The 12,554-nt window shown below is 76.4% G+C and carries 10 protein-coding genes; 8 read left to right on the top strand and 2 right to left on the bottom strand.

Going from position 1 to position 12,554, the window contains the following annotated elements; all coding sequences use genetic code 11:
- The first annotated feature begins 219 nt into the window (after positions 1-219).
- The 3 genes from K7G61_RS25310 (at position 220) to K7G61_RS25300 (ending at position 3,065) form a co-directional block, all read left to right on the top strand.
- Positions 220-1,053 carry a ZIP family metal transporter gene (locus K7G61_RS25310; RefSeq protein WP_225849270.1) on the top strand — a complete coding sequence of 278 codons (834 nt, stop codon included), beginning with the start codon at positions 220-222 and terminating at the stop codon, positions 1,051-1,053.
- Positions 1,054-1,200: 147 nt separating this feature from the next.
- Positions 1,201-2,217 carry an ATP-binding cassette domain-containing protein gene (locus tag K7G61_RS25305; RefSeq protein ID WP_225849269.1) on the top strand — a complete coding sequence of 339 codons (1,017 nt, stop codon included), beginning with the start codon at positions 1,201-1,203 and terminating at the stop codon, positions 2,215-2,217.
- Between the two features lie 92 nt (positions 2,218-2,309).
- Entirely contained in the window at positions 2,310-3,065 is a 756-nt protein-coding gene (locus K7G61_RS25300; RefSeq protein ID WP_225849311.1) for an ABC transporter permease, read from the top strand.
- On the opposite strand, the gene K7G61_RS25295 is transcribed toward K7G61_RS25300, so the two are convergent.
- On the bottom strand, positions 3,043-6,303 hold the full coding sequence (locus tag K7G61_RS25295) for a BTAD domain-containing putative transcriptional regulator (RefSeq protein WP_225849268.1): 3,261 nt from the start codon (positions 6,301-6,303) through the stop codon (positions 3,043-3,045). The two genes, K7G61_RS25300 and K7G61_RS25295, sit on opposite strands and share 23 nt — an antisense overlap.
- 235 nt (positions 6,304-6,538) lie before the next feature.
- Here K7G61_RS25295 and K7G61_RS25290 point away from each other — a divergent pair, with 235 nt between their 5' ends.
- The 5 genes from K7G61_RS25290 to K7G61_RS25270 all read left to right on the top strand — a co-directional run bounded on the left by K7G61_RS25290 (position 6,539) and on the right by K7G61_RS25270 (position 11,621).
- A complete protein-coding gene (locus K7G61_RS25290; RefSeq protein WP_225849310.1) occupies positions 6,539-6,835 on the top strand; it encodes a heavy-metal-associated domain-containing protein in 297 nt (98 codons plus the stop codon).
- A 186-nt stretch (positions 6,836-7,021) separates the two neighbouring features.
- Positions 7,022-9,265 (top strand): heavy metal translocating P-type ATPase, encoded by a 2,244-nt coding sequence (locus K7G61_RS25285; protein ID WP_225849309.1) that lies wholly within the window; start codon positions 7,022-7,024, stop codon positions 9,263-9,265.
- A 105-nt stretch (positions 9,266-9,370) separates the two neighbouring features.
- Positions 9,371-10,174 (top strand): hypothetical protein, encoded by an 804-nt coding sequence (locus tag K7G61_RS25280; RefSeq protein WP_225849267.1) that lies wholly within the window; start codon positions 9,371-9,373, stop codon positions 10,172-10,174.
- Positions 10,175-10,272: 98 nt separating this feature from the next.
- Positions 10,273-11,229, top strand: coding sequence for a hypothetical protein (locus K7G61_RS25275; protein WP_225849266.1), 957 nt, complete (start codon positions 10,273-10,275; stop codon positions 11,227-11,229).
- A gap of 41 nt (positions 11,230-11,270) precedes the next feature.
- Positions 11,271-11,621, top strand: coding sequence for a TetR/AcrR family transcriptional regulator C-terminal domain-containing protein (locus tag K7G61_RS25270; RefSeq protein ID WP_308190697.1), 351 nt, complete (start codon positions 11,271-11,273; stop codon positions 11,619-11,621).
- A 16-nt stretch (positions 11,622-11,637) separates the two neighbouring features.
- Here the strand turns inward: K7G61_RS25270 and K7G61_RS25265 are convergent, their stop codons facing one another.
- The gene (locus K7G61_RS25265) at positions 11,638-12,261 is read right to left on the bottom strand and encodes a TIGR03086 family metal-binding protein (protein WP_225849265.1); all 624 of its coding nucleotides are present in this window, start codon (positions 12,259-12,261) and stop codon (positions 11,638-11,640) included.
- Positions 12,262-12,554 lie beyond the last annotated feature (293 nt).

Raw genomic sequence — 12,554 nt, 5'->3', positions numbered from 1 at the left:
GAGGGCGGACAGAGGACGCAAGGCGGCGGCGTGCGGATCCGTCGTGGCAACGTGGTGGTCTACGCCCGCCTGGCCGCGGGCCCGCGGCCGCCGGCCCCTCTCCCCTGACGCGGGACCGCCGGGCGGGCGGCACGCGGGCCCCGACTTGTTAGGCAAGCCTTGCCTGCCTTACTGTCGGCGCGGCCGCAACCGTTCCCCCTTCTCCTGGAGCGTCCGCTCGTGTCCGGATCGAAGATCGCCCTGCTCGGAGCCATAGCCGGGTTCACCATCTACCTCGGCCTGCCGATCGGGCGCCTGCGCCGCCCCGCGCCGCGCCTGCGGGCCGCGCTGAACGCGGTCGCGATCGGCATCCTGATCTTCCTGGTCTGGGACGTGCTCAGCGCGGCGTGGGAGCCGACCGACGCGGCGCTCGCCGACCACCACTGGGCGACGGTGTTCCGCGGTGGACTGGTCCTGGCGGCCGGGCTGGCCGCGGGCCTGACGGGACTGGTGTATTACGACCGGATGCTCGCCGCCCGCCGTGAGCGTGCCGCCCGGCGCCCCGCGGGGCCGGGCGCCGCCGCCGTCGGGGAACTGGGCCGCCCGGCGGCCAGGTCGCAGGCCGCGAGCCTGGCGCTGATGATCGCCACCGGCATCGGCCTGCACAACTTCGCCGAGGGACTGGCCATCGGCAACTCCGCGGCCCGCGGCGAGATCTCGCTGGCGGTCCTGCTGATCGTGGGGTTCGGCCTGCACAACGCCACCGAAGGCTTCGGCATCGTCGCCCCGCTGGCCGCCGAGGGCGAGCGGCCCTCGTGGGGCACCCTCGCGCTGCTCGGCCTGATCGGCGGCGGCCCCACCTTCGCCGGGACCCTCGTCGGGCAGCACGTGGTCGACGACACCCTGTCCATCGCCTTCCTCGGCCTGGCGGCCGGCTCCATCCTCTACGTGATCATCGAACTCCTGGCCGTCGCCCGCCGCGCGGCCATGAAGGAGCTGACCACCTGGATGATCCTGCTGGGCCTGCTGCTCGGCTTCGCCACGGACGCCGTGGTGACCGCCGCGGGCGTCTGACCGCCCGCCACCCCGTACGCCGGAGTACGCCGCCGTACTCCGCCGTACTCCGGCGGGTGCCCGCGGGTTTCAGCCACGCGGCGCCCGCCCGCCGCGGTGAAAGCCGGCTGAAACCGCGCTGAACCGCCGCGCCGGCACCCTGCGGGCATGACGACGACCCAGCCGGCACAGCCGGACAAGCAGGAAGAGCAGGAAGAGCCGGCAGGCGCACCGCTCGCGATCGAGGCCACCGGGCTGCGCAAGTCCTACGGGGACAAGACCGTGCTCGACGGCATCGACATCCGCGTGCCCGCGGGCACCGTCTTCTCCCTCCTCGGTCCGAACGGCGCCGGCAAGACCACGGCGGTCGGCATCCTGTCCACGCTGCTGTCCGCCGACGGCGGGCGGGCGCGGATCGCCGGGCACGACCTCGTGGCCGAGGCCGGGGCGGTACGGGCGGCCATCGGGGTCACCGGCCAGTTCTCCGCCGTGGACGGCCTGATCACCGGCGAGGAGAACATGCTGCTGATGGCCGACCTGAACCACCTGCCCAGGCGCGAGGGCCGGCAGGTCGCCGCCGCCCTGCTGGAGCGCTTCGGCCTGGCCGAGGCCGCGCGGAAGCCGGTCTCCACCTACTCCGGCGGCATGAAGCGCCGCCTCGACATCGCCATGACCCTGGTCGGCGCACCGCGGATCATCTTCCTCGACGAGCCGACCACCGGCCTCGACCCGCGCTCGCGCCACATCATGTGGCAGATCGTCCGCGAACTGGTCTCCGGCGGCACCACCGTCTTCCTCACCACCCAGTACCTCGACGAGGCCGACCAGCTCGCCGACCGCATCGCGGTGCTGGACGGCGGCAGGATCGTCGCGCAGGGCAGTGCCGAGGAACTCAAGCGGCTCGTCCCCGGCGGCCACGTGCGGCTCCGCTTCACCGACCCGGCGGCGTACGAGCGAGCGGCGCGCGCCCTGGGCGAGGCCGCGCGTGACGACGAGCGGCTCGCCCTGCAGGTCCCCAGCGGCGGCAGCCAGCGCGAGCTGCGGGCCGTCCTCGACCGGCTCGACGCGGCCGCCGTCGAGGCCGACGAGCTGACCGTGCACACCCCGGACCTGGACGACGTGTTCTTCGCCCTGACCGGCGGTTCCGCCCCCACCCCGACCACCGGCAAGGAGACCGTCCGATGAGTACGCAGACCCCGACCGCCGACAGCGCCCCCGCCGTCCCGCCCGCCGCGACCAGCGCCCGCCCCGCCCAGCCGCTGCGCGACAGCCTCACCATGCTGCGGCGCAACCTCCTGCACGCCCGCCGCTACCCCTCCCTGACGCTCCAGCTCCTGCTGACCCCGATCATCCTGCTGCTGCTGTTCGTGTACCTGTTCGGCGACGTGATGAGCGCCGGCATCGACGGCGGCCACGCGGACCGCTCGGACTACGTCGCCTACCTGGTCCCGGGCATCCTCTTCCTGACCGCGGGCATGACCTCGCTCGGCACCGCGGTGTCCGTGGCCACCGACATGACCGAGGGCATCATGGCCCGGTTCCGCACCATGGCGATCTCCCGCGCGTGCGTGCTGATCGGCCACGTGATCGGCAGCGTGATCCAGACCCTGACCGCCCTGGCGCTGGTGCTGGGCCTCGGTTGCGTCATCGGCTTCCGGCCCGACGCCTCGCCGGTGGAGTGGATCGCCGCGGCCGGGCTGATGGCGCTGGTCAGCCTCGCGCTGACCTGGATCGCGGTCGGCCTCGGCCTGGTGAGCCCCAACCCGGAAGGGGCCAGCAACATGGGCTACCCGCTGATCATGCTGCCGTTCCTGTCCAGCGCGTTCGTCCCGGTGGACGCCATGCCGGGCTGGTTCCGCCGGTTCGCCGAGTACCAGCCGTTCACGCCCGCCATCGAGACCCTGCGCGGGCTGCTGCTGGGCAGCGGGATCGGCACGAAGAACGCCGTCCTGGCCGTCGCCTGGTTCGCGGGCCTGGCGGTGCTGGGTTACCTGTGGTCCAAGGCGCGGTTCAACCGCGAGCCGCGGCGGTGAGCTCGCGCAGCGCCGCCGCCCGCAGCTCCTCGCGCCCGAGGGCGGCGTACGCGGACCTCGCTGCCGCGTACGCCGCCGCGTCGGCGTCCTCGGCCGCCCGCCGGGCCCGGACCGCCGACAGGGAGGGGAACTCCCGTGCCAGCGGCATCCGCTCGGCCAGCGCCACCAGGCGTACGGCCGCCGCGCCGCCGCGGGCCAGCACGGCCAGGCCGAGCGCGAGCAGCAGCGTGCCGTACACCGGCAGGTCCACCGGACCGCCGCCCGCGGGTGAAGGGGAGGGAACGGAGGGGCCGGGAGGGTAGGGGGCGGCGGAGCCGGCGGGGGCCGGCGTCCCGGGCCCGCCCCGCGCACCCGGCAGCATCCCCAGCACCCGCTCCCTCAGCCGCGCCTCCAGCGCGGCCACCGGTTCCAGCCGGCCGTGCCGCGCGTGGGCGGCCAGCGCGGCCGCCTCCACCTCCAGCGCCCACGGGTCGGCGAAGGGGTCGTCGCCCGCGTACCGCGTACTGACCTCCCGTATCCGCTCCGCCGCCTGCCGCCACATCCCGAGACCGGCCTCGGTCAGCCCGCGGGCCAGCGCGATCTCGGCCCGCACCGGCAGGGCGGGGGCGTACGCCTGCGCGGCCTCCGGCGGCTGGTCCGCTTCCGCGAGCCGCAGCCAGTACTCCGCCTCGTCGGTCTCCCCCCGCTGCAGGCAGGCCAGCGCCAGCGACCAGCGGACGCCCAGCGCGTCCGACCAGCCGCCGAACTCGCCGGACGCCTCCAGCGCGGCCCGCAGGTGCCCGTACGCCTCCTGCCCGCGCTCGGACTGCAGGCACAGCTCGCTGAGCCGCCCGTGGCACAGGAGCGCGACCGACGGGTTGCCGAGCGGTTCCAGCGCGCGCAGCATCCGGCGGGCGCACTCCAGGGCGCGCTCGGTGTCCTGCTCGGCCTCCCACACGTAACTGGCGACGCACTCCGCCACGCCCGCCAGCATGGGCCGGGTGTCGGCGCACAGTTCCTCCAGCCGCTCGTACCGCGGCGGGCGCATGTCCGGGACGGCGCACAGGACGACGGCCAGTGCCTGGAGCAGGGTCCCGGGTTCCGCGGGCGGCAGGCGGCGCAGGGTGACGAGGTGGCGTACCGCGTGCGGGCCGCGCCCCATGAACAGGTTGGTGGTGCACGCCACGGCCGCGCTGCGGGCGGTCTCGACGTCCTCGGGCCCGGGACGGAAGTGGGACAGCGGGCCGCCGGTGTCGGCGGCCAGGGCGACGAGCCGGGCGTAGTTGGAGTCGGTCGCCCACAAGGAGGCCAGCACGGCGGTGACCGCCGCGATCGCGGGCCCGTCGTCGCGGGCCAGCGCGTACCGCAGCGCGAGGACCAGGTTGTCCTGCTCGGCCCGGATGCGGGCCCAGGCGGGCTGCGGATCGCCGCTGAACAGCACGTCGTGGTGCGCGCGGCCGAAGTCCCGCGCCCAGGCCAGGAACCGGGCGGTGACCTCCTCGTCCTCGCCCGCCTCGCGGCGCCGCCCGGCGCTGAACTCCCGCAGCGTCTCCAGCATGCGCAGGCGCGTCCCGGCCGGGCCGTCGTCCACGGTGACCAGCGACTGTCCGGCGAGCCGCTCCAGCAGGTCCAGCACGTCCGCGCCCGCGGCCGCTTCGGTGTCCTCACCCTCCCCGGCGCCGAGCACGTACCGGGCCGCGTCCTCGGTGAAGCCGCCGGGGAACACCGACAGCGCCCGCATCGCCGCCCTGCCGCCGGGCTCCAGCAGGTTCCAGCTCCACTCGACCACGGCCCGCAGCGTGCGGTGCCGTTCCGGCGCGTCGCGGGCGCCGCCGCGCAGCAGCGAGAAGCGGTCGCGCAGCCGGCGCGAGATGTCGGCCACCGACAGCACCCGTACCCGGGCGGCGGCGAGTTCCACGGCCAGCGGCAGGCCGTCCAGGTGCCGGCAGATCCCGGCCACCTGGCCGGCGGGCAGGTCCACGCCGGGACGCGCGGCCCGCGCCCGCTGCTCGAACAGCTCGACGGAGGTCGCCAGGGACAGCTGCGGCAGCGCGTACACCGACTCCGAGGTCAGCCCGAGCGCGGCCCGGCTGGTGGCCAGGACCCGCAGGTCCGCGCACCGCGACACGAGCGCCTGGACGAGGGAGGCCGCGCCCGGCAGCACGTGCTCGCAGTTGTCCAGCACCAGCAGCGCGGGTCCGGCGCCGAGCGCGGTGGCGATGCCGCTCAGCGCGTCGCCGCCGCCGGTGAGCGGCCGGCCCTCCGCGGCGCCCACGGCCGAGGCCACCTCGGCGGCCACGTCGTCGTCGGCGGTGGCGCCCGCGAGGGTGACGAAGTGGACGACGGGCTGCTCGGCCGCCCGGCTCACCGCGTGGGACAGGCGGGTCTTGCCCAGCCCGCCGGGGCCGACGACGGTGACCAGACGGGCCTCGCGCAGCATCCCGGTCACGGCGGCGACGTCGGCGTCCCGGCCGAGCAGCGGGTTCGGCTCGTGCGGCACGCCGTGGCGTACCGGCGGGACGTCCGCGGCCAGCAGCTCCCGGTGCACCGAGCGCAGCGCCGGGCCCGGATCCGTGCCCAGCTCCTCGCGCAGGGCGCGGCGATAGGTCTCGTAGCGGACCAGCGCGGCGGCCCGGCCCGCGGTCGCGGCCTCGCAGCGCAGGAGTTCCGCCAGCACCTCCTCGTCCCGCGGCAGCTCCCGGGCCAGCCCGGCCAGCGGCGCCGCGGCCTCCTCCCGCCGCCCGAGCCGGGCGAGGGCGAGCGCCCGGGAGCGGGCCAGCGACCGCAGGGCCGGCAGGCGCTCCGCGCGCAGGGCCGCCACCGGGTCGTACGGGTCCGCGCCCGCCCCGGCACCCGGGCCACCGCCCGGCCCGCCGTCCCACAGCGCCAAGCCCTCCTCGGCCCGGGCCAGGGCGCCCTCGTGGTCACCGGCCCGCGCGCAGCGCGCGCTCGCCGCCTCGAACACCAGCAGCGCGGAGCTGTCGACCCGCGTCTCGTCCAGCGCGAGCCGGTAGCCCGTCGGCGTGCTCACCACGAGGTCGGCGCCGACATGCGCGCGCAGCCGTGAGACCAGGACCTGCACCGCCTTGCCCGGCCGCTCCGGCCGCTCGTCCGGCCACAGGCCCTCCACCAGCCGCCCCGTACCGCAGCCGGTGCGCAGGTCCGCCGCGAGCAGCGCCAGCAGCCCGCGCAGCCGGGGCGCGGTGATCTCCCGGCCGCGGCACGCCACGCGGGGCAGCAGAACCAGTTCGGTCGTCACGCCTGCAGACTAGCCAGCACGCGCACCGGCGCGTCCGGGCGTGCGGGCGTGCGCCGGGGCGGGCCGTCACGGCCGGGAGCGCTTGCGTCATACCCCCCTGGGGTATACGGTGACGATAAAGCTACCCCCTAGGGGTATACGGAGAGTGGAGGGAGCTCGCCCCATGTCCTCGCTGCCCACGTCGTCGCCCACGCCGTCGCCCGCGTCGTCGCTCAAGGCGCCCGCGTTCCTGCCCATGGCGACCGCGTCGTCCTGCTGCACCCCGGACGGACACTGTGCCCCGGACGGCCCCGCGGCCGCCGGCGACCCCGCGCCCGGAGCCGTGACCGCCGTGTACACGGTGTCCGGCATGACCTGCGGCCACTGCGAGACGGCCGTCGGCCGGGAGATCTCGGCGCTGGCGGGCGTCACCGGCGTGGCCGCCGACGCCACGACGGGCCGCGTGACGGTCACGTCCGCCGCCCCGCTGTCCGAGGACGCCGTCCGGGCCGCCGTGGACGAGGCCGGTTACGAACTGGTCGGCCCCGCCTGACCCCGGGCCGGGGTCCGGGCCGCCCGACCCGCGCCCCGGCGCCGCATCGTCTACCGCTGGAGTCACCCCATGAACACCCCGAGCACCGCCCCGTCGACCCCCGACCGGCCCGCGCAGCCCGTAAAGCACCCGGAGCACCTGGAACGCCCGGAGCACCCGGAACGCGTCGAGCTGGCCATCGGGGGCATGACCTGCGCCTCCTGTGCCGCGCGGATCGAGAAGAAGCTCAACCGGATGGAGGGCGTGACCGCCACCGTCAACTTCGCCACCGAGAAGGCGCGCGTCGACTTCGGCCCCGGGGTATCGGTCGAGGACCTGGTGGCGACGGTGGAGCGGACCGGCTACACCGCCGCCCCACCGCCGCCACCGGAACCCGAACCGGCCGCCGCCGAGGCCGCCACCCCCGGGTCCGGGTCCGGCGAGGCGTCCGGTCGGGCGCCCGGGGAAGCCGACGGCCTGCGGGACCGGCTGCTGATCAGCGCGGTGCTGACGGTGCCGGTGGTGCTGCTGTCGATGGTCCCCGCCTGGCAGTTCACGAACTGGCAGTGGCTGGCGTTCGCGCTGACCGGCCCGGTCGTGGCGTACGGCGGCCTGCCCTTCCACCGCGCCGCCGCGATCAACCTGCGGCACGGCGCGGCCACCATGGACACCCTGATCTCGCTGGGCACCCTGGCGGCCTTCGGCTGGTCGACATGGGCGCTGTTCGGCGGCGACGCCGGCATGCCGGGCATGAAGCACGGCTTCGAGTGGCGGACCGGCGGCGCGGACGCCTCCTCCATGCTCTACCTGGAGACGGCCGCCGCGGTCACGACGCTCATCCTGCTCGGCCGCTTCTTCGAGGCGCGTTCCAAGCGCCGCGCCGGGGCCGCCCTGCGGGCGCTGATGGACCTCGGGGCCAAGGACGTCGCGGTGCTGCGCGACGGCCGGGAGGTGCGCGTCCCGGTGGCGCGGCTGACGGTCGGCGACCGGTTCGTGGTGCGGCCCGGCGAGAAGATCGCCACGGACGGCACCGTGGTCGAGGGCTCGTCCGCGGTCGACGCCTCGATGCTGACCGGCGAGTCCGCCCCGGTGGAGGTCACGGCCGGCGACACCGTCACCGGAGCGACCGTCAACGCGGGCGGCCGGCTGGTCGTCGAGGCCACCCGTGTCGGGGCGGACACGCGGCTGGCCCGGATGGCCAGGCTGGTGGAGGACGCGCAGAACGGAAAGGCCGCCGCCCAGCGCCTCGCCGACCGCGTCTCCGCGGTCTTCGTCCCCGCGGTGATCCTCATCGCCGCGGGCACGCTCGCCGGCTGGCTGCTGGCCGGCGGCGGCGCGGCCCAGGCGTTCACGGCGGCCGTCGCCGTCCTGGTGATCGCCTGCCCCTGCGCGCTGGGCCTGGCCACCCCGACCGCGCTCATGGTCGGCACCGGCCGCGGCGCCCAGCTCGGCATCCTCATCAAGGGCCCCGAGGTGCTGGAGACCACCCGCGCGGTGGACACGATCGTGCTGGACAAGACGGGTACGGTGACCACCGGCCGGATGACCCTGACCGCCGTCCGTACCGCCGACGGCACCGCCGGGGACGAGGCCCTGCGGCTGGCCGGCGCGCTGGAGCACGCCTCCGAGCACCCGATCGCCGCCGCCGTCGCGACCGCGGCCGCCGAACGGCTCGGCGCCCTGCCGCCCGTGGAGGACTTCGTGAACACCGCGGGCAAGGGCGTCCAGGGCGTGGTCGACGGGCACGCGGTGGTCGCGGGACGCGAGGAGTGGCTCGCCGACTGGTCGCTGACGCTGCCCGGGGAGCTGGCCGTCGCCAAGAAGGAGGCCGAGGCGGCCGGCCGCACCGCGGTCCTGGTCGGCTGGGACGGCGCCGCGCGCGCCGTGCTGGAGGTCGCCGACGCCGTCAAGCCCACCAGCGCCCAGGCCGTACGCGAGCTGCGCGCGCTCGGGCTCACGCCGGTCCTGCTCACCGGCGACAACCGGGCCGTCGCCGAAGCCGTCGCCGCCGAGGTCGGCATCGACGAGGTCGTCGCCGAGGTGCTGCCCGAGGACAAGGTCGCCACCGTACGGCGGCTGCAGGAGCGTGGACGGTCCGTCGCGATGGTCGGCGACGGCGTCAACGACGCGGCGGCCCTCGCCCAGGCCGACCTCGGCCTGGCCATGGGAACCGGCACCGACGCCGCCATCGAGGCGGGCGACCTGACGCTGGTACGCGGCGACCTGCGGGTGGCCGCCGACGCCATCCGCCTGGCCCGCCGCACCCTGGCCACCATCAAGGGCAACCTCTTCTGGGCCTTCGCCTACAACGTGGCCGCCCTCCCCCTGGCCGCCGCCGGCCTGCTCAACCCCGTCATCGCCGGGGCCGCGATGGCCTTCTCGTCCGTCTTCGTCGTCACCAACAGCCTGCGCCTGCGCCGCTTCCGCCCGCAGGAGCCGGCGCGGGCATGACCCGCACGGCGGCTCAGCGGTCGGTCAACCAAACCCCCTGGGGGTATGGTGAGCCCACATCGTCAGGACGGTGTCCTTGCGACGGGTGCGAGGAGTGAGGCGAGCGTGACGCGCGACGGCGACCACCGGGAGCCGGGCCGGGCCCGGCTCCCGGTGCTGTGCGCCGTCCTGCTCGGCCTCCTGCTGATGCACGGGAGCCCGGCGAGCGCGGCCTCGGGGTGCCACGGCGCCATGCTCGCGTCCGCCGCGTCCCCGGCGATGACGTCCCCGGCGATGACGTCCACGGGCACGGCGCCGGGGCTCCCGGCGAGCCGCGCCCAGGCCATGGCGACCGCCCCACCGGACGCGGCGGCCCGACCGCCGGACACCGGAAGCCACGCCACGGCCCCCGCGCCCCACGCCACGCGGTCGCCGGCCCTCACGCCGGCCATGCCGACCGCCCGGGTGGACACCACAGGCCACGCGCCGACCGCAATGACCGCAACCGCGACCCGTGCGGCCACGACCACGGTCAGCGCTCCGGGCGGCCCTACGACGGACACCACAAGCCACCCCACAGCCGCCACCGCCGGCCTGACGGCCCACGCGGCCCACACGACCCACGCGGTGGCCCGCGTGCCCGCCATGGCGAGCGCCCCGAGGCACGCGGGGGCCCTCAAGCGGATTTCCGCGGGCCGCCGGGCGGAGGCGGCGCGGGCCGGCGAGCGGGCAGCGGGCGGCGGGGCGTCCTGCCTGGCCACGGCCGCGCGCGGCGGCCCGCACCTTTCCCCGCCCGCCGCACTGACGCCCGCCGTGCCGCCGGCCGTCGCCGCGCCGGGCCGTTCCGGCCGCCCGCCGGTCCCGGGCCGGCGCGGACCGCCGGGCGGCGGCCGCGATCTGCTGCTGCGGGTGTGCGTCGCGCGCACGTGACGGGCCCTGCCCGGCTCCTCGGTCGTACGGGGTCCGGGACAGGAAGCCCTGCTCACGCGCGCGCCCAAGGGCGCGCCGCCCGGAAGGACCTTGACCTCATGTCCGCACGCAAGCCCTTCGCGCTCCGCCGCGCCCTCGCGGCGACCGCCTGTCCGGTCGCCCTCACCGCGGTCCTCGCCGCCTGCGGCTCGTCCGCCGACCCGCATGGCGCGCACGCCGCTCACGACTCCCACGGCACTCACGGCACTCACGCCGCGTCGCCGATGGCCGGCATGACACCGTCCGCCCGTTCCTCCGCCGCCATGCCCATGCCCATGCCCGGCATGGACCGGATGCCCGTGGGGAACGGCCTGTCCGACTCCGCCGGCGGCTACCGCATGGTCTCCCGTACCGCGCAGGCTCCCGCCGGGACGCCGCTGACGTACCGCTTCACGATCACCCGGCCCGACGGCGAGCCCGTCACCGGCTTCGCCATCGACCAGACGAAGCGGCTGCACTTCTACGCCATCCGCTCCGACCTCACCGGGTTCCGGCACCTCCACCCCGCCATGGCCGCCGACGGCACCTGGGCGGCGGACCTGGGCTCCCTCCGGCCCGGCGCCTGGCGGCTGTTCGCCGGCTTCACGCCGGACGCGGGGGCGGGCAGGGGCAAGGACTTCGTGCTCAGCCGCACGCTCACCGTGCCAGGCGCCGCGAAGGCCGTCCCGCTGCCCGGGGCCGCGCCCACGGCCGCCGTCGACGGCTACACCGTCACCGTGCGGGGCGAGGTGATGGCCGGAATGGCGCACGACCTGACGGTGGACGTCGCCAAGGACGGCAGGCCGGTCACCGACCTTCAGCCGTACCTGGGCACGTACGCCCATCTGACCGCCTTCCACGCCGGCGACCTGGCGTTCGCCCACCTCCACCCGCGCACAGCGGTCCGCGGGGACCACGGCGGGCCCGAGCTCGCCTTCCACGCCGAGCTGCCCGAGGCCGGCGACTGGCGGCTGTTCCTGCAGTTCCGCGCCTCCGGCGCCCTGCACACCGCGGCGCTGACCCTGCACGCCGGCTGAGCACACCCGTGCGCACGGACGTACGAACGACCGTGCGCACGGTGGCCGGCCTCCGGGACAACCCCGAGGTCCTGGCCCTGCGCAACGTCGTCGGCCGGGAACTGCACCGCTTCCCCGAGCTCGACGCCGTACGGCGCGCGGCCGGCCCCGAGCGCCACCACCCCGCGGTGGCCAAGGCGCTGCGGACCCTCGCCGACCGCGGCCGCCTCGACATCCCCGACCTCGAAGCGGCGATCGTCCAGCTCTACGCCTTGCTGCTCTACCCGCACGTCGTCTTCGGCGCCTACGGCACCCGCGTGGACGACGACCTGACGGAGCGTCTGATCACCGCCGGCGTCGACATGTTCCTGGGCTACTACGCCCCGTCGCCCGGCGCCTCGCGGGTGACGTAACGGGCGCCGGCGGCCGTCAGCCTCTTTCCCCGGGGGCGGTGGACCGCGGCCGCCACAGCGGGTCGCGCCCGCTCAGCCCGATCACCTGGTCCAGCAGCGGGGCGTCCGGCGGCACCGGGACCGCAGGACCGAAGGGGCCGCGGCCCGGTGCGCGGTCGTCCGCGGAGGCGGCCAGCAGGGCGCGGCAGGCGGTGAGATCGCCGGTGGCCGGGGAGTACGGCAGGCCGGTGGCGCGGGCCAGGTCCCAGCCGTGGACGACGAGTTCGTTGAGGGCGACGGCCCCGGCGACGGAGCCGGGGAGGGACACACCACCCACCTGCGTCATGCCGTCCCACGCCGCGGGGTCGCGCCAGGCGGCCGCGAGGCCGGTCAGCAGCCCCGGAAGTTCGGTGCGCCACCGGCCGTCGTCGTCGATGTCGGGCTCGGCGTCGGCGGGGTTGCCCGAGGTGGTCGGGCCGAGGTCCTTGCGGGCGGCGTCGCGGAAGGCGACGCTCAGGCCGGCCAGGTGGCCGAGCATGTGGCGCACGGCCATGCCGGGGCAGGGCGTGGGTTCGCCGAGCTGCCGGTCGCCGATCGCGGCGGCCAGCGCGGCGACCGCGCGTGCGGCCGGTTCCAGGTCGAGCGTCGTGGTGTCAGCCATCGGGAGTACGTCCTTTCGTCTGCCGGTCCGCGTACGCCGGTCGCCCCGGCCGGTCGCCGTCGTCGGCTGCCGTGGTCGGCTGCCGTCGGCCGCCGTGGCCGGGGTCCCGTACGCCGGTTGGGGTACGCCCCGGCGCACGTCACTTCGCACGCCGGGCGTCCCACCCCTGCAGACCGCCGTCCCCGCCGGAACTCATCGGTCGGGGGCGGGCACGTGAAAACACCGGTGCCGGGTCCTCACGGGGAGGACCCGGCACCGGTGGGTCGCACGCCGGGCCACGGGCCGGGGTCCGG

The organism is Streptomyces sp. HPF1205, assembly GCF_020400825.1.
In the GTDB taxonomy this organism is placed as follows: domain Bacteria; phylum Actinomycetota; class Actinomycetes; order Streptomycetales; family Streptomycetaceae; genus Actinacidiphila.
The sequence above is the reverse complement of the archived record's forward strand: the minus strand, read 5'-3'. Positions and strand labels throughout refer to the sequence as shown.

Excerpts from the sequence above, each read along its gene's own strand:
- K7G61_RS25305 (WP_225849269.1), top strand. The coding sequence starts at position 1,201 with ATGACGACGACCCAGCCGGCACAGCCGGACAAGCAGGAAGAGCAGGAA.
- K7G61_RS25300 (WP_225849311.1), top strand. The coding sequence starts at position 2,310 with ATGCTGCGGCGCAACCTCCTGCACGCCCGCCGCTACCCCTCCCTGACG.
- K7G61_RS25290 (WP_225849310.1), top strand. The coding sequence starts at position 6,539 with ATGGCGACCGCGTCGTCCTGCTGCACCCCGGACGGACACTGTGCCCCG.
- K7G61_RS25285 (WP_225849309.1), top strand. The coding sequence starts at position 7,022 with ATGACCTGCGCCTCCTGTGCCGCGCGGATCGAGAAGAAGCTCAACCGG.
- K7G61_RS25275 (WP_225849266.1), top strand. The coding sequence starts at position 10,273 with ATGTCCGCACGCAAGCCCTTCGCGCTCCGCCGCGCCCTCGCGGCGACC.
- K7G61_RS25265 (WP_225849265.1), bottom strand. The coding sequence starts at position 12,261 with ATGGCTGACACCACGACGCTCGACCTGGAACCGGCCGCACGCGCGGTC.